The following is a 16,623-nucleotide window of genomic DNA, read 5'->3' on the forward strand; positions in this document are numbered from 1 at the left end:
CGGCAGCCGGCCGGCACCACCGGCAGCGCCAGCGGCGTGCCGTCGGCGCAGCGCCGGTCCGGCGCACGGTCGTCACGGGCGCCGGCGATCAGGAAGGAGTTGTTCCAAGCCAGCATCTCCGAGCGGATCTGCGCGCCGGCCGGCAGATTGCAGAGCCGGTCGAGCAGCGTCCGCGAGAATTCCTTGGTTCCCTGCGGCGTCGGCATGGTCAGCGAGGCGTCGTAGAGCGCCTCGCAGGGCTGCGAGCGGATGACGGGGCCGGCCGGGTCCAGCCAGATGAGCCCGGTCGCGACGCCCTGCTGGAACAGGTCCTCGTTGGAGCGGCTGGTCTCGGTGAAATCCGGCTGCTTGATCCAGGCGCGGCTGGCGGCGAGCTCGCCGATCAGCCCGCCCGAAAGCCAGAGGAAGCCGACGATGGTGACGGTGCCGATCGCGACGGCGGTGACGCTGCGCTTCAGGCCGCGGAAGAGCGGATGGCTCATGGCGTCGCCTCCCGGAGCTCGACCACCAGCGGCCCGAGCACGAAGGGGCCGTTCGGCGGGATGATGCTGGTCCCGGCTGCCTGCGGCCTGCGCCCGCCGAGGAGCCAGATGTCGCCGGCCGATTGCACGGCGACGCCACCGGGCGCTGCCGCGATGAAGCCGACCGGGTTGTGATCATAGAGATCGTCGAGACGCTCGACCACGCCGGAGCCGAACTGGATGCGCACGGCTTCGCCGAGCCAGTCGAAAGTACCGTAGCCGCGCGAGGACTGGTCCGGGCCGAAGGCGATCGCGGTCTGCTCGCGCGGCAGGCCGATATAGCCGAATTCGCCATCCTCCAGCATCAGCAGCGAGCGGCGCCGCCCGTCGAAGCTCATGCTCTCGGCGCGGACCTCGCCGCCGACGCGGCTATAGCGCAGCTCGCGCCGGTCATAGCGGCGGGCGTCGCGGCCCTGTACGACGATGCTGTCGCGCTGGGCCAGCATGGCCGACGACATCAAGCGCCCGCCATGGCTGCGCTCGACCCAGTAGCGCGCCATGCGCCGCCCGCCGAAATTCTCGGGAATGGCGAGGCCCACCACGGCGAGATGCGGACCCTTGGGCGGTTGTGCTTGCAGGCGGGAGGGCCTGCGGTCGAGGGTGACGTCGACGAGCCCCAGCGAGACGCGGCCGACCTGCGGGCGCACGCCGAGAATCTCGAAGCGGGCATCGACGTTGCCGCCGGGCAGCGCGAGGGTCTCGACCTGGATCGCCTGGGCCCGCGCCTCGGGCGTTTGCGGCAGGGCGGTGAGCAGCGGCAGGCCGCCGGCATCGCGGGCGGAGGCGTCGACCGGATAGCGGCCGAGGAAGAAGATCGTGCCGCCCGGCAGGTCGGGATGCACCGCCGGCGTCAGCATCTCGCTGCGCGAGAAGGCGAAGCGTGCCTGGCCGGAATAGAGCCCGCCCGGCGTGTTGACGCCGATGATCGGCTGGCCGATCGGGGTGTTCGCATCCTGCCGGATCACCACCTCGCCATGCGGCAGCCGGTTGTCGGCGGGCGGAGCGTAGACGCCATGGCCGAGATAGACCGCAACCGGCGCGGTCGCATGCAGGCTCTGCTCGACATGGACGGTGACGCCGATATCGGGGTCGATCACGTCGCGGAAGCGCTGCTCGATCCGGTCGGCGAGGAAGCGGCCGAGTTCCTGCGCGCCCGGCAGCGCTTCGGCGGTCAACACCACCAGCGAGGTGAAGGGCACGTCGATCGGCTGCGGGCCGCTACCGCCATCGGTGAGCGCGATGCTGCGATTGCGGTCGATCAGGTCCTCCAGCGAGGCCTTGCCGTCCTTGGTCGGCTGGCCGCCGGCGGTCAGGCTGAAGACGGGCTTGCGCCAGAGGTTCTCGATGCCGGGCATGGCCTCGCCCGGCTCGCCGGCGACGGCGCGCAGGGAGGTCAGCCGCCGCGGGTCGTGCATCACCAGGTCCATGAGATCGGGCAGGGCCATGGCGTCAGCTCACTCGGGCGGGGAGAAGGGTTTGCAGGGCGCAATCGCTCTTGTGCGCTCCGGGGCAATTTTCGGAACCGGACGTCATCAAATACGCGAGTCGTCCCGGGCGACCGGAGGGAGACCCGGGACGCATCCCGGAACCTTTATCTGATTGGCTCCGGAATGGATTCCGGATCGGCGCCGCTTCGCGGCTTGTCCGGAATGACCTCGAATGGCGAGCGGGGCACATCTCGATTCTCAATAGATCCGCGAGACGCGGTCGTGCTCGATCCGCCAGCAGGCTTCCCAGCCTTCGTTGGCGGCGACCACCGTGACCTTGCGGCTCACCGGCGACAGCACCTCGCTTATGATCTCACAGACGCCGAAGCCGTCGAGCCCTTCGCGATGGGCCTCCACGATCGAATCGCCTTCGAGCAGCACCATCGGGTCCTGGCCATCCAGCAGCGGACGCAGGCGCGCCAGCGCCTTGCCCTGCGGGTCTAGGCCCGGAATCGTACGCACGAACTGGAAGCGGCGGCCGAGATTGGCACGCCCGCCCAGGCTCGGCGCCGCCTCGTCATGCTCGGCATGGACGCGTGCGCCCGAGCCGATGTCGTAGCCGAGATAATGGATGCGCTCGGCCGCGAATTCGGTGCGCAGGCCGGTGGCGCCGAGATCGCGCATCTGCACCGCCATGGCGGCGATGCCGAGCGGGTTCTTGTACTGTACGGCGCTGCCGGCCATGTCGCCCTCGATGCCGAGGATGGCGGCGCCCGCGATCACCGCCTTCTTCATCGCAGCTGGCGAGAATGGCCGCTCGAATGGGAACGCGGCGCGGCTGGCGTCGGCTTCCGTGGCGATCGCCTCGAAGATCGGCGGCCAGAGCGCGGCGCGCCCGGTCGGCACCATGATCACGGTCGGCCGGCGCGCTGGGTTCGGGCCGGCGGCGCGGGCGAGGCGCGGCAGCAGGCCGCCGAGCACGGCGCCGATCTCGGCAAGGTGTTGCGAGGCCTCGCCCGCGCCCTTCTCCAGGGCGCTGCGCGAGAGCTTCAGCACCAGCCGGCGCGTCCCGGCCCTGTCGGGCCCGTCGATTGCGAGTTGCAGGCCCGGCCGCTGCGTGACATCAGCCAGTGCCGGTTCGTTCTGGGCGACATAGAGGCCCGCCGGATCGCCGTCCGGCTTCAGCTCGGCAAGGACGATGTCGAAGGTCTCGTCGGCCGCTTCGACATCCCAGCGGTAACGCGTGCCGGCACCTTGCGCCTTCTCGCTCAGGCGGGTGGCGAGGCCTGTCTTGGCCCGCTTCACCGCATTGCGGAGCCAGCTGCGCGCCGCCAGCGCGCCAGCGTCCTCGCGCTGGATGGCGCGGGCGAGAGACGCTTCGGCGAAGGCCGGCTGCCAATGAGCGTCCTGCCCGTCCATCGCGCGGTCGATCAGGGTGGCAGCGATACCGGTCAACTCCTCGTCGATCAGATCGCCGCCGACGGGCAGGCCGAAGGTCACGAGCGTCTGATGGCTCAGCCGGTCGCCGTCTCGGCGCAAAGTGGCGAGGGCGACGTCGCTGGTGCCGCCGCCGATGTCGAGCGTGACCAGCAGCGCCTCGCTTTGATCCGGGACAGCGGCGCGCACCTCCGGCAGGCTGGAGACATAGCGCGCCGCGGCGACCGCCTCGGGCACGGTGACCGCGGCATCCGGGAAGCTGGTCGCGCCCGGAAAGAGCCGCTCCAGGCGCTGGGCGAAGAGTTCGAGCGCGGCACGGTAGCGCGAGGCGATCTCGTCGCCGATGCCGCTCGGGCAGGATACCAGGATGCGCGGCACCACCGGCGGCGGCGCATGGTCCTCGACGCGCAGGCGGTCTTCGCCAAGGCGCAGCACGTAGAGATCGACCAGCTCGTCGAGCACATCGGCGACCAGAGGCGCGATCTCGACCGTGTTGGTGGCGACGACGCGGTCGGTGGCGGCGTCGTAGCGATGGACCTGCTCGTTGAGCGTCAGCGAGACCGCGCCGGAGGTCAGCGCGTGCTTGAGCGAGTCGATCCGCTTGCCGCTTTCGGGCAGGCCGGATTGCGGCGGCGGGGCCGGTGCCGAGACGTCATAGCGGCGCGCGAAGGCCTTGAGCCGGCGCGCCACGCTGGTGCGGTCGGAGCCGATCAAGGCGAGGTCGGGCAGGCTGTGCGGTGCATGATCGGCGCGCAGATTATTGCTGGAATCGAGGCCGACATGGCTCGGGATCAGCGGCGCGGCGCCGGCGTCCTGCAGGGCTGCCTCGCCATGGCGCGGGTCGACATGGGCGGAAAGCCAGGTGCCGAGCGCCAGCGGCTTGATCTCGGTCGCCCGGCCGGCAGCACGCGGTGCGCCCGACCATATCGAGGTCGCGGACGCCCCGAGGTCGATGCAGATCGGCAGGCGGTGGACGCGGCGGCTATAGCGCAGCGGCAGGCTCGCCTGCGCGAAGGCACGGCCGCCCTCGTCGGCGGCCTTGATCGCCAGCGAGACGGTGATCTCGCCGCGCAACACATTGGCACCGCTGGTGCGAACGGCGCGCGACAAGGTCGTCGTCAGGTTCTGCATCGGCACGACGGCGCGGCCGCGCCGGCCGAAATCACCCTCGCGCACGATCTCGAGCGGGAAGGGCGTCGGCGGCTCGGCGATCTCGCTCTCGCCCATCTTGCTGGTGACCTCGACCGTCAATGGCGCGGTCCGGGTCAGCGGCCAGCGGCGCAGGTCGATCACCAGCCCGTCGCAGCGCACGATCGAGGTCTCGTCGTCCGGATCGACCTCGGCGTTGAGTCCGCCTGTGATCTCGAACTGCGCGCTGCCGCCCAGCGGGCAGGCGAAGTGCTGTCCGGCGATGGTGAGCGCCACCTCGCCGCGGTTCTGGCTGAGGATCGGCACCGAGCGGGATTCGAGCGCGCTCGACCAGGGCTTGGCCGGGCCGTCGGGATCATGGCCGGCGCCGTCCTGGCCGACCCAGCCGCCGAGCTTGGCGGTGAGCCTGACCTGCAGCGGCGCCTTCGGATTGGCCTGGATCGTCTCGTCGACGAAGTCGAGCACGGCGTCGCGCGTCAGCGTCACGTCGAGGCGCACCTCCTGGCCGGCGAGCGCGGGCGCGTCGGCGAGCCAGATCAGGTGCCGGCTGGTCGCGGTGCCGGCATCCGGAAAGCGCCTGAGCGAGACCGAATGGTCCATGGGAGCCGCGACGCCGAGCGAAAGATGCTGGGCCTTGATGCCGAAGCAGCTGGCCTCGATGGTCAACCCACGCCGGCCTTCGAGCACGATGTCCCTGGGAATGCCGACCGCGATCTGGCCGATCGCGATCTGCTTGCCGGCCTGCAGCGAGTCGAGGTCGATCTCGACTGGCTCGATCCGCCATTCCGGCTGCGAGGCGCCGGCTAGCGCGGCGATCTTGAGCAGGCGCCGCGGCGAGGCGCGCGTGCCAGCCGCGGTCTCGACGATGGTGGAGAAGGCGATCTCGAGGCTGGCGTCACTGTCGATGTCGGCCTGCGCGCGGTGGTTCGCCACGGCGCGCATCACGGCGTCGCGCTTCAACCCCAGCACCAGCCGCTCGCCCGCCCGGACTGCGGCCTTGTCGAGGAGGGCATTGCCTTGCAGCCAGCCGATGTCGATGCCGCTGGCGAGGCTCGGCGCATGCGAGACCAGCGAGACCGTCACGGCCTTGACCATGTCCTCGGGCGCCTCGAAGGCGATGAGGTCGATCAGCTCGCCGCTGCGGTCGAGCGCGATGGTCGCGGAAAAGCTCCCGAGGCGGGTCTCGAGATTGTAGCAAGGCAGGGTTGTCATGAGTCCTGCCTCGAAGCGGCGGACCCGGAATTGCCGCCGAGCGTGCTGCCCCAGTGGTGATCGAGCCCGGTCAGCGCGGCGGCGGCGGCGAGATAGCGCGGCAGCATGTCGCCGGAGCCGGCCCTGAGCCGGCGATAAGCCGCGCCGAAGCCGGTGTCCTGCGGATCGGCCAGCGCCTTCCCGGCGAAGGGCACGCTGGCGAAGGCAGCATCGGCCTCATGCCGGACCAGCTGCGCGAGGAGCAGGCGGCCATAGCCGTCGAGCGTCTCGTGCAGGGCCCGGTTGCGCGCCGTACCATCGCCGGCCGGGCCGAGCAGCCCGTCGATCGCGTTCCCGAGCTCGGTCAGCGCCGGGGTCAGGCTTTCGATCTGCGAGAGAGAGCCTGCGAAATTGCGGCTGGCCGCCGCGAGCCGCTGCGCGCCACGCACGGGATCGCCGGACCGATGCGCGCGAGCCGCGAGGCCGGGACACCCGGCCGCGTCTTCCCACTCGCGGATGAGCTCGGCTGCGGCCGCAGCCTGCTCGACCTCGCGTTTCAGGGACGCGAAATGGCCGTGCAGCAGGACGATCTCGCCCGGGGTCAGCTCGCCTAGCCGCCGCCCGAGCTCGTCGGTGATCGCGGCGGGCTGATTCGCCTGCCGTGCGGCATCGCCGAGCTCGCTGCGCATGCGAGCGATCGCCTCGAGGCCCGGTGTCGGCTGCCGCAGCGGCTGCCGGCGCAACTCCAGAAGCAAGGCATCGAGCGGCGAGAGCCGGCGCTGTCCGCGTTGCGTTGCGGCCGCTGCCATCGCCTGCTCGACTTCGGCGGCAAGCCCGGCGTCGATCCAGCTCTGATGGACGCTGGCGGCGACATCGTGGAGCAGCCGCATCGCGCGCCGGTCGTGTCCCGCCAGGGCCATGGCCTCGCGGGCGAGCGTCTGCGGGAGATTGGGGTCTTCGTACCAGGCGAGCAGCCGTTCCAGCCCGGCCTCGTCCTGTGCCGATGCGGGCAAGGGCAGGACGAGGCGCGCGGCGCAGGCACGGGCCACGAATTGCGGCTGAGCCAGGGCGCGCAGGAGCATGGCGAGCTGTTCGGTGAGCGTGCGCTCGCCGAGCTCGGCGATCCGGTCCGGGTCGATTCCGGTCGTCGTCGCCAGCGCTTCCAGCAGGCTTTCAGGTGCCTCGGGGGCCTTGCTGCGCGCATCGAGAGCGGCAAGAGCGCCGGTCGGCGCCTGGGCCGTGCGCAGGCCGATTTCGCCGAGGATGGCGCCGAGTCGTGCCGGCCTGGCCGCGCTCGTCGCTCGCCAGAGTCCCTCGACCAGTCGCCTTGCCGCGAGGGCGAGGTCGTCATGGAAGGGCGCGGTGCTCCCGGCGGTCGCGACAACCAGCGCGTTGCCGCCGCTTTGGCCGAGCGTCAGTCCGGTTGCGGCCGAGGCCGCGTAGCGCGCGCCATGCGAGAGCGCCGCGAAGGCGCCCTCCTGCCACAGCAGCGTCAACGGGCTGCCGCCAACGGCTTCGCCATCACCCGCCCAGACGAGCTGGCGCCGCGGTTCGGCGAAGACGATGATCTCGTCCGCCTCGACCCAGTCGGGGAGCGTGAGCACGCCACCTCCGGCCTCGACGCGGGGCCGGAGCAGGCGAAAGCCGCGGCGCAGCGCAGCGACGCGGCCAAGCCCGGTCGCATCGACGTCGCGCTGGTCTGCCGGAGAGGCTGCCAGCGTGTCGAGCTCAGCCTCGATGGCGTGCCGCATGTCCTGGTCGATCTGCGCCAGGCTCTGCCGTGCCTCGCGCATCGCTGCCGGCAGATGAGCCACCAGCAATCCTTCTGCCGCGGTTTCGGCCTCGTCGGCGGCGAAGGCGAGCGTCACACCGCCGGCCTCACCGCGGCGCACCGTCAGCATGGTCGTCGCGGCCCGTTCGTCGTCCGGATGCAGGAAGGGGCCAGCCAAGAGCCGCCAGCCTTCGGCGTCCGAGCCGCTGGCCCGGTTGAGCCCGGCGGCCAGCATTGCCGCCGGCGCCGATGGGAGCGAGCCGGCGGGGCCGGTCTGCTGGGCCAGCCGGCCTTGATCGTCGAGATAGGTCTGCACCACTGTCAGGCCGGCGGCGTTGCGATCGGCCTCGGCCAACGTCAGCTTGTCGTCGAGCTGAACCGGAATCGTGGTCAGTCGGCCATCGGGCTCGACCGTCACGGCATGGAGCGCATGGCTGCCGGGGGGCAGGGTCGCGAACAGCGGCGCCGTCCCGGCGTCGGCGGCGGCGATCAGGCTGATGCGGCCGCTTGTCTCTTCGGCTGCCAGGAAACGGGCCGGTGCGCTGTCCCGCCAGATCGCGGCGACATGACGCGAGCCGTCCCAGATGATGGCGACCGGCGCCACGGAAAGAGTCACGGAAACAGGCTCCGGGGAAGACGAATTGGGCGGGGCAACGTGAGCGGACCTTGCGCGATGGCCCGCCGTCTTGCAAGACATGCGCTCGGTTCGACCTTGTCGGTGCGGGCCTGATCTTGCGGCCAGCTGGCTGCACTTGCGGAAACCTGCCGCCTCGAGCTGTCGGGGAAGGTCGGTCGCAGGCCGAGACGGAGCGGGATGTGATGACGGCAGAATCGGTTTGCTTCGCCGCCTTGCCGGCCGCGCTGCCGGCCGCGCTCGCTCAATCGAGTGCCGGCGAGGACGTCACGCAGCGTCGCCTGGCGCTCTCCGAAGCGTCTGGCTTGGACGCGCGCGAGGTCGATGCGAGCTTCCTGGCGCCGCGTCTGCTGCCGCGCCTGTTCCGCGATCCCGGCCAGGTGGCTTCGCAGGCTCAGGCCGCCTTGCTGGATGCCGCGCGGCTGGTCGTCCTCCTGCCGGTGGGGCGTTATGACGACGGCGTTTGGGCCCCGATCATCGAGCGCATTCTGTCGGGGCTGGAGGCCGCGGCAGTGCGTCCGCGCGAGATTATTCTGGCCTGGAGCGGGGTCGAGCCTTTCCTGGCGCCCTTCGGTCGCCGGGCGCAGGAGGTCTGGAACGATCCCCGGCTCGTGCCGGCCATGCTCGGCGTGCTCGAGCGGTCCGCGCGCTCGCTTCCCGCGGTGCTCGACGCGGCCGCCAATGTCCGTCGTGGCTTGATCCGGTTCGAGCCGGCGCAAGATACGGGACCGGCGCGGGCCGCGCTGGCGCTGGCCTGAATCCATAGGCTGGCGACTACTTCCAGACGAGCGCGTTGGCGAGGTCGCGGCGGCCGCATTCCAGCGACATGGCGTTGACGGCGGCGCGGTAGCCCTGCAGCGAGTAGATCACATGCGCCGGCCGGCCATCGGTCGCCGTACCCTGGATCTCGAGCGTGGTGCCCCTGTTGTAGCCGGCGACGGCATCCATATCGAGGATAGGCTGGCCGTTCGAGCCCTGCTTCGTCGGGCGGATGAAGTTGCCCGCGGCAGTCGGGACAGCGTTGAGCCGGCGCACCATGCCGCCACCTTCCCGGATGACCGCCTCGAACGGTGTGTTGGGCTTGTAATAGCGCTTGTCCTCGATCAGGTGCTGGAGATCGCCGTTGCCGACTCCGGCGCTGCTCGCCTGCAGCAGGATGAACGGGGCCTGCTCGCGCCAGTAGCGCGGCCCCGCTTCCTGCGCTGCCGTATAGGCATAGCAGGTGCGCTGGCCGGTGCGCGGGTCCTCGGAGACGCTGGCATACCAGTCCTGGAACCGCCGCAGCAGCCGGCCAGGCGCCTCCGGCATCAGCATGTCCCTGGTGTCGATGGCGCGCGCGCGCAGCTGGAAGTCCTGCGCGACCGGACCGGCGCTGGCGACCCGGATCGTGTATTCGCCAGGGCCTAGCTTGTAGCGCCGCAGATTCGGCCGGCTCGGATTGACGATGTGGATGGTCTTCAACACGGCGTTGTTGCGGCCGAGCACGTCGACGGGCACGGCGGGGTGCGGTCCGCGGACGCTGGCGGTCGGGATGTCGACCTCGACATAGGATTCCTGCGCGACCAGGAACGGATACTGCTGCAGGGCGCGGCCGCCCTCGATCCGGGCATTGACCCGCATCGGCGTCTGGTCGAGCCGGGGCGTCTGGGTCTCCGGACCGAGCGCTGCCCATTGCTGCATCGTCGGCAATTCGTCGAGCGCGACCAGCCCATCCTCCGAGACCGGCGTCGTGTTCCGGCGATTGACGCTGACCGAGATGCGGTAGCCGAGCGGGCGCGGATCGACCGTGACCATGCCCTCCCAGCGCTTGTCCTCGGCGCTTGCCGGGTCGTGTGCGATGACCAGGGAAACGTGGCGCTCCGCCCGGATCTTGGTTTCCTTCTCCTCGGCGTTCTGCTTGCTCAGTGCACGCCGCAGCTTGTCGGAGAAGAACTCCTGCCAGCCGGGGCTGACCGGCAGCCCGCTCAGCATCCTGACCGACAAGGTCATCGGATTGCCGGTGTCGACCGAAGCCGCCCAGACCCCGGCGGCCACCTTGTTGAAAAGCTCGTCGGTCGAGCTGTATTCCTCGCCGATGAAGTCCTGGGAGACAGGGAACGGGTCGAGGCTCGGCGAGCAGCTCTCATAGCCGTTCCAGCCATGCGCCGATAGGTTGAAGCGCGTCGCCGCGCCGGCCTTGTAGCCGGAAGCCCGGACCTCGAGCTGGATCTTGCTGAGCTGTTCCTTGTTGTCGCCAGCCAGTGGATTGTCGAGGACGCCAGTGTCGACGATGCCCTTGATCGGGTCGATGTCGAGCCAGGGCGCCATCGTGATTCCCGGGATGTTCGAGAATGCAGCCCGGATCTGCTGCATGATGTTGTTGCCCTGGTCGGTCGTGAAGGCGTCGCGTGTCGCGGGCCGCGAGGCGATGCCGATGGTGACCGGCAGCTTGAGCTGCGGGCATTGCTGCTGGATGCGCTGCCAGAGGATCTGGGCGGCCGAGCCGAACGGGTTGTACGGATCGAAGCCCGCCATCATCTGCGTCTGCGCCGTAGCCCCCATCGGCGCCGCCGCCACGAGGCAGGCAACCGTCAGGCAAAGGGCTCGTTTTCTCAGCGCTCGCGCAGTCATCTCGGTTCGATACTCATGGGGTCCTCCCTCGCAGGCGAGGGAGGACCGGTTCTCGTTTCGCCGCGGCTCAGATGCCGGACGCTTCGTTCGTCGCCAGGTTGACCTCGACCGTGTCGGTGCCGGCGGCCTTGCCCTCGCGGGTCACGCTGCGCTCGACGACGCGGATGCGCTGGCCCTGGCTGTTGTTGTAGGTGCGCACGGTGCGGGCGCGGACCGTCACGGCCTGGCCGCTCGAGTTGCGGAAGCTCTGGACGTTCGAGCCGCCCGAGCGCGCCGCGATGTAGGCGGCCTCGCGGGCGCGCTCCTTCTCGATCGCGTCGGCGATGACGAGACCGGCGACGCCGCCGATCAGGGCGCCGATCGCCGCGCCGCGCCAGCCACCGGCCGCGCCGCCGATCAGGGCGCCAGCGCCGGCGCCGAGCGCGCCACCGGCCGCGACGCGTTCCTGGGATCCCGTGCAGCCGCCGAGCGCGAGCGCGCCCGCGACGAGGATGGTTCCAGCCTTCAAGGTCTTGGCATGCATTACGTCACCCCAGTAAAAAGTTGCGTCCAAAATTGATGGTGCCAGCAATCTGGTAGCCCTTGCCCCCGGCAGAGCCGGTTTCGCAGAACCGGACAGGACCACGCGGCACCACACTTGGCATCTCTTCCATATTGGCCTTTTCTGGGCAAGAGCCGCCGCACTTTGTCACGATTCTGCCAAGTTTTAAATTGTTCGCGGTCCAGTCATGGGTCGAAGAGCCAAGAATGACAGGGCTCCGCGGTGCTTCGCATTGCGGCTGTTGCGCCGCACCCAACGCCACCGGCGCGACATCTTTAAAAACATTGGGTTCATCTTTAACGCTTTTCCGGCTCCTGTGGTTAATTCGCCGCGGTCGGCTGCAGCCGTTGTTATCCCCGCCGCGCGGTGATGCGCATCGGCATGCCTCGCCCCGGACGCAGCGTGATACGCTGGACCGGCATCGGTGCCTCCGCTCCTGCATACACGAAGCGCAGCCGCCGCAGCAGCGTGGCCAGGACGATCACCGCCTCGATCATGGCGAATTGCTGGCCGATGCACACCCGCGGGCCGGCGCCGAAGGGCAGATAGGCATAGCGCGGGATGCCTTCGCGGGTGCCGGGCAGGAAGCGCTCGGGTCGGAACTGCTCCGGAGCGTGCCAGAGCGTCTCGTGCCGGTGCAGCAGATAGGGCGAGATCACCACCAGCGCACCTTTCGGGATGACGCACGCGCTGGCCATGTCGTCGGCCAGCGCCGTGCGCGACAGCGACGGCACCGGCGGGTAGAGCCGCATCGCCTCCTCGATCACGGCGCGGGTGAGCGCCAGCCGCTCCCCCGTCAGGGCGGCAGCGGCGAGATCCTCGCCGGCGGCGTCGATCTCTGCCTCCAGTGCGTCGCGTACATCCGGTGCGAGCGATGTGAGATAGAGCGACCAGGTCAGGGCGTTGGCGGTCGTCTCATGGCCGGCGCCGATGAAGGTGACGATGTTGGCGCCGACCTCTGCGTCGCTGAGGCCCGTCCCGGTCTCGGGATCGCGGGCGGCGAGGAGGGCGTCGAGCAGGTCCGGCTTCTCCGGATGCCAGCTCCCACCGGCATGCAGCGCCTGCCGCTCGGCGATGATCGCCTTGACCTGCGCCTCGAAGAACGAGATCGCCGGGCGCGCCATCCAGCGGCCGATCCGCGGCAGCCAGGAGGGTGCGCCGAGCACGTCGAGCGGGTCGATCCGCCCCTGCGTCTCGAAATAACGGGTCAGGGCCTTGCCGAAGGCATCGGCGCCGCCGGCGATCGCGTTCGAGAACATCGTCTCGGCGAGGATGTCGTAGGTGACGCGGGTCATATCGGCCGATATGTCGACGATGCGGCCGCTGCGCCGGCGCGCCATGCGCATGACGGTCCGCTCGGTCGGCGCCGTCATGCGTTCGGCCAGCGCCGCGACCCTGCGCGGCGTGAACAGCGGCGCCAGCGTCCGCCGCGCCCGCTTCCAGGCCTCGCCCTCCGCCGTCAGCAATCCTTCGCCGAGACCAGGGGCGAGGACGGCGCGCTGCAGGTCGTCCTTGCGGTAGTTCGCTGCGTTCTCGACCAGGACATGCCGGACGGCGTCCGGATCGGAGATGACGACGCCATAGCCGAAGAGGCCTTCGCCGGCGACGATCGGCTCGCGGAAATGGCGCGTGCGCCAGATCGTCAGCGGGTTGCGGCGCAGGCGCAGCAGCAATTCTAGCCGGCCGAACTCGCGCTCTTCCGGCACGGGGGCGGGCGGCCGGCGTCGACGGGTCTGCGCGGCCGGCATGGCCGCATCGGCTGCGCTCATGAGATCTCTCCTTATGCAGACGAGTCGAGCTGGCCGATCGGAACCGGCTCTGGGGCGGACAATCTCCTGCCGGTTTCAGGCTTTCCGAAGGCGCAAGCCCCGTGCCAGTCCGATCTGCGATTGTTGCAATGCAGAGAATAATCCAGGTAATCTTGTGCAGTGCACAATAAGTGCTATTTTAGGCATCCAAGGAGCCATCGAGATGCCCGAATACAAGAATCCCCCGCCGCGCATCCTGCGCCCGCGCAAAGAGCTGCCGACCCTCGAAGAGGCGGTGACGGCGGCGCAGTGCATGAGCGATTCGCCGGAGCAGCAGGCCGAGCTCGCCGCCCAGCTGATGGGCGTTACCGTCGCCGAGGTCGTGCCGCTGATCCGCAAGGCCGCGCACCGCACCACGGTGATGACGCCGAACCGGTCCGTCGTGGTCGTCCGCCGGCCGACCCGCACCTTCTCGCCGCGCCTCGCCGAGGCGATGCGGCGCTGAGCGGCGCTGCCGACGACACGTTCTTCCCGTATCGGCGAATGCCGGGGGCCTGGAAAGGCTTCCGGCATTTTGCTTTGCGGCGTCTCAGTTCGGCGAGCCGATGGTGTCGAGGATCGGGCAGTCCGGCCGCTTGTCGCCATGGCAATGGCTGGCGAGATGACGCAGCGTCGCCGCCATCGCCTGCAGGGCGGCCGCCTTCTCCTCGAGCTCGGCGACATGCTTCAGCGCCAGCGTCTTGACGTCGGCGCTCGCCCGCGAGCGGTCGCGCCAGAGCGCCAGCAGCGCCGCGGTCTCCTCGACCGAGAAGCCGAGGCTGCGGGCACGGCGCACGAAGCGCAGCGTATGGACGTTCGGCTCGGCATAGACGCGGTAGCCAGATTGCGAGCGCGCCGGCGGCTCGATCAGTCCGATCTGCTCGTAATAGCGGATCATCTTGGCGCTGACGCCGGAGGCTTCGGCTGCTTGTCCGATGTTCATCCCATCCTCCCGTAAGCTGAAGCCGGGGCCGGGGTCGGCGCTGCGGCGATGTCCTGCCGCGCCGAAAAGCGGCGCAGCCTCAGTGCGTTGGCCAGCACGCTCACGCTGGAGAACGCCATGGCGAAGCTGGCGAAGACCGGCGACATCAGCACGCCCCAGAGCGGATAGAGCGCGCCGGCCGCGACCGGGATCAGCAGCACATTGTAGCCGAAGGCCCAGCCGAGATTCTGGCGGATATTGGTCATGGTCGCCTTGGACAGGCCGATCGCTTCCGGTACGTGACGCAGGTCGCCGGAGATCAGCACGATATCGGCGCTCTCGATGGCGATGTCGGTGCCGGCGCCCATGGCGATGCCGATATCGGCCTGTGCCAGGGCCGGCGCATCGTTGATGCCGTCGCCGACGAAGGCCACCTTGCCGCCACCTGCCTGCAGGCGCGCGACGATCGCCGCTTTGTCTGTCGGCAGCACCTCGGCCTCGACCCCGTCGATGCCGAGCCGGGTTGCGATCGCCTCGGCGGTGGCGCGGTTGTCTCCGGTCACCATGACGATGCGCAGGCCGAGCGCCTTCAGGGCAGCGATCGCCGCCGAACTCCCCGGCTTGACCTGGTCGGCCACGGCGACAAGGCCGGCGATGCTCCCGTCGACCGCGACATAGAGCGGGCTTTCGCCGTCGCGAGCCGAGGCTGCAGCCTTCTCGGCGAAAATCCTGGTGGCGACGCCGCGCTCCGCCATCAGCCGGGCCGAGCCGACCAGAACCTCGCGCCCGTCGACCCGGGCGGAGATGCCGAGACCGGGCTCGGCCGTGAAGTCCACCGCCGGGGCGAGCTCGAGGCCGCGCCGTTTCGCCTCGGCGACGATCGCCTCGGCGGAGGGATGCTCGGAAGCACTCTCTGCGGAGGCTGCGAGGCGCAGCGCCTCGTCCTCGACGAAGCCTTCAGCCGGGGCGAAGCGCGTCACCTCGGGCCGGCCCTTGGTCAGCGTGCCCGTCTTGTCGAAGGCGATGGTCGAAACCTCGCTCAGACCCTGCAGTGCTGCGCCCTGACGGAACAGGATGCCGAGCTCGGCGGCGCGCCCGGTGCCGACCATGATCGAGGTCGGGGTCGCCAGGCCCATGGCGCAGGGGCAGGCGACAATCAGCACCGCCACACCGTTGACCAGTGCATAGGTCAAGGCAGGCGAGGGGCCGAAGGCGAGCCAGGCCGCGAATGTCAGCAAGGCGACGGCAATCACCGCCGGCACGAACCAGTTGGTGACGCGGTCGACCAGCGCCTGGATCGGCAGCTTGGCGCCCTGCGCCTGCTCGACCATGCGCAGGATCTGGGCGAGCAAGGTATCGGCGCCGACCTTCTGCGCCCGAAAGCGCAACGCGCCGTTGCGGTTGATCGTGCCGCCGATCACAGCCGAACCGACGCTCTTATGAGCGGGAGCCGGCTCGCCGGTCACCATGGCTTCGTCGACATAGGAGGCGCCTTCGACGACCTCGCCATCGACCGGGATCTTCTCGCCCGGCCGCACCAGCACGAGATCGCCGACCCGGACATGCTCGATCGCGACCTCGCTCTCGACGCCGTCGCGCAGCACGCGGGCCGAACGCGCCTGCAATTGCACCAGCCGCTTGATCGCCTCGCTGGTCCGACCCCTGGCGCGGGCTTCGAACCAGCGTCCGAGCAGGATCAAGGTGACGATCACTGCGCCTGTCTCGAAATAGGTGTGGTCGGTGCCATCGGGCAGCCAGTCCGGCGCGAAGGTCGCGACCACCGAATAGGCATAGGCCGCGCCGGCGCCAAGCATAACCAGCGCGTTCATGTCGGGCGCAGCCCGCAGCAGCGCCGGCCAGCCCTTCAGGAAGAAGCGCAGGCCCGGCCCGAACAGCACGATAGTAGTGAGGCCGAAGGCGATCAGCTTCAGCACGAAGGCGTCGATGCGGGCATAGAGCCCGTGATGAAAGGCTTCGCTCAGATGCGGCCCCATCTCGAGCACCAGCAGTGGAAGCGTCCCCAGTGCCGCCACGACGACGGCGCGGAACAGGGCGGTCTGCTCGGCCTCGCGGCGGGTAGCGGCGGCATCGCTCTCGTCGCTGCGTCCCTCGCCGCGCGGCCTGGCCTCGTAGCCGGCCGCCGCGACGGCGGCGACGAGCGCCGGCGTGATGGCGCCGTCTGCGGCCCGGACAGTCGCCTGTTCGGTCGCGAGATTGACGTCGGCGCTCAGGACGCCCGGCACGGCACGCAGCGCCTTCTCGACCCGGCCGACGCAGGAGGCGCAGGTCATGCCGGAAATCGCCAGCGCGATCGTCGTCGCGCCCGGCTCGTAGCCGGCGCCGCGGATCGCATCGGCCACCGCGCCGGTGTCGGCCCCGGCGAGCGTCACGTGCGCCTTGCCGGTCGCCAGGTTGACCTTGGCGCCGTTCACGCCGGGGACCGCGGTGATCGCCTTCTCCACCCGCCCGACGCAGGAGGCGCAGGTCATGCCGTCGACCGGGATATCGATCACGCTGAGCCCGCTTGCTGGCGCTTCATGCTTCGCATGCATCGTCATGACGCATCACCTTCCTTCTCTCGTTGGAAGATGGCTACACCTTCCCATCATGGGAAGGTCAAGCGATTGCTTTTC

Annotated in this window: 11 protein-coding genes; 2 read left to right on the plus strand and 9 right to left on the minus strand. The window is 69.9% G+C overall.

Annotated features, from left to right (window positions below; all coding sequences use genetic code 11):
- The 4 genes from CXY91_RS21050 to CXY91_RS21065 form a co-directional block, all read right to left on the minus strand.
- A partial coding sequence (locus tag CXY91_RS21050) for a hypothetical protein (protein WP_158673528.1) occupies window positions 1–482 on the minus strand: 482 nt, incomplete at its 3' end.
- Window positions 479–1,966, minus strand: coding sequence for a hypothetical protein (locus CXY91_RS21055; protein ID WP_100963129.1), 1,488 nt, complete (start codon window positions 1,964–1,966; stop codon window positions 479–481). The genes CXY91_RS21050 and CXY91_RS21055, both read right to left, overlap by 4 nt.
- Window positions 1,967–2,206: 240 nt before the next feature.
- Window positions 2,207–5,746, minus strand: a complete 3,540-nt coding sequence (locus CXY91_RS30325; protein WP_158673529.1) for a hypothetical protein — start codon at window positions 5,744–5,746, stop codon at window positions 2,207–2,209.
- Window positions 5,743–8,112, minus strand: a complete 2,370-nt coding sequence (locus tag CXY91_RS21065) for a hypothetical protein (RefSeq protein WP_158673530.1) — start codon at window positions 8,110–8,112, stop codon at window positions 5,743–5,745. The genes CXY91_RS30325 and CXY91_RS21065 overlap by 4 nt, the downstream gene beginning before the upstream one ends.
- A 203-nt stretch (window positions 8,113–8,315) precedes the next feature.
- On the opposite strand from CXY91_RS21065, the gene CXY91_RS21070 reads away from it, so the two are divergent.
- Window positions 8,316–8,888 (plus strand): hypothetical protein, encoded by a 573-nt coding sequence (locus CXY91_RS21070; protein ID WP_100963131.1) that lies wholly within the window; start codon window positions 8,316–8,318, stop codon window positions 8,886–8,888.
- A gap of 16 nt (window positions 8,889–8,904) precedes the next feature.
- On the opposite strand, the gene CXY91_RS21075 is transcribed toward CXY91_RS21070, so the two are convergent.
- The 3 genes from CXY91_RS21075 to CXY91_RS21085 all read right to left on the minus strand — a co-directional run bounded on the left by CXY91_RS21075 (window position 8,905) and on the right by CXY91_RS21085 (window position 13,050).
- Window positions 8,905–10,671, minus strand: coding sequence for a hypothetical protein (locus tag CXY91_RS21075; RefSeq protein ID WP_143079702.1), 1,767 nt, complete (start codon window positions 10,669–10,671; stop codon window positions 8,905–8,907).
- 136 nt (window positions 10,672–10,807) lie between these two features.
- Entirely contained in the window at window positions 10,808–11,263 is a 456-nt protein-coding gene (locus tag CXY91_RS21080) for a glycine zipper domain-containing protein (protein ID WP_091834572.1), read from the minus strand.
- 368 nt (window positions 11,264–11,631) lie between these two features.
- Window positions 11,632–13,050, minus strand: coding sequence for a cytochrome P450 (locus tag CXY91_RS21085; RefSeq protein WP_100963132.1), 1,419 nt, complete (start codon window positions 13,048–13,050; stop codon window positions 11,632–11,634).
- Window positions 13,051–13,252: 202 nt separating this feature from the next.
- Here CXY91_RS21085 and CXY91_RS21090 point away from each other — a divergent pair, with 202 nt between their 5' ends.
- The gene (locus tag CXY91_RS21090; protein WP_091834565.1) at window positions 13,253–13,534 is read left to right on the plus strand and encodes a hypothetical protein; all 282 of its coding nucleotides are present in this window, start codon (window positions 13,253–13,255) and stop codon (window positions 13,532–13,534) included.
- A gap of 84 nt (window positions 13,535–13,618) precedes the next feature.
- Here CXY91_RS21090 and cueR read toward each other — a convergent pair whose 3' ends face one another.
- Window positions 13,619–14,011, minus strand: coding sequence for a Cu(I)-responsive transcriptional regulator (gene cueR, locus CXY91_RS21095; RefSeq protein WP_091834562.1), 393 nt, complete (start codon window positions 14,009–14,011; stop codon window positions 13,619–13,621).
- Window positions 14,008–16,548, minus strand: coding sequence for a heavy metal translocating P-type ATPase (locus tag CXY91_RS21100; protein ID WP_248307583.1), 2,541 nt, complete (start codon window positions 16,546–16,548; stop codon window positions 14,008–14,010). The genes cueR and CXY91_RS21100 overlap by 4 nt, the downstream gene beginning before the upstream one ends.
- Between the last annotated feature and the right edge of the window lie 75 nt (window positions 16,549–16,623).

This window comes from Allobosea sp. FBZP-16 (assembly GCF_002831785.1).
In the GTDB taxonomy this organism is placed as follows: Bacteria; Pseudomonadota; Alphaproteobacteria; order Rhizobiales; family Beijerinckiaceae; genus Allobosea; species Allobosea lupini.

Excerpts from the sequence above, each read along its gene's own strand:
- CXY91_RS21055 (WP_100963129.1), bottom strand. The coding sequence starts at position 1,966 with ATGGCCCTGCCCGATCTCATGGACCTGGTGATGCACGACCCGCGGCGG.
- CXY91_RS30325 (WP_158673529.1), bottom strand. The coding sequence starts at position 5,746 with ATGACAACCCTGCCTTGCTACAATCTCGAGACCCGCCTCGGGAGCTTT.
- CXY91_RS21070 (WP_100963131.1), top strand. The coding sequence starts at position 8,316 with ATGACGGCAGAATCGGTTTGCTTCGCCGCCTTGCCGGCCGCGCTGCCG.
- CXY91_RS21075 (WP_143079702.1), bottom strand. The coding sequence starts at position 10,671 with ATGGGGGCTACGGCGCAGACGCAGATGATGGCGGGCTTCGATCCGTAC.
- CXY91_RS21080 (WP_091834572.1), bottom strand. The coding sequence starts at position 11,263 with ATGCATGCCAAGACCTTGAAGGCTGGAACCATCCTCGTCGCGGGCGCG.
- CXY91_RS21085 (WP_100963132.1), bottom strand. The coding sequence starts at position 13,050 with ATGAGCGCAGCCGATGCGGCCATGCCGGCCGCGCAGACCCGTCGACGC.
- CXY91_RS21090 (WP_091834565.1), top strand. The coding sequence starts at position 13,253 with ATGCCCGAATACAAGAATCCCCCGCCGCGCATCCTGCGCCCGCGCAAA.
- cueR (WP_091834562.1), bottom strand. The coding sequence starts at position 14,011 with ATGAACATCGGACAAGCAGCCGAAGCCTCCGGCGTCAGCGCCAAGATG.
- CXY91_RS21100 (WP_248307583.1), bottom strand. The coding sequence starts at position 16,548 with ATGACGATGCATGCGAAGCATGAAGCGCCAGCAAGCGGGCTCAGCGTG.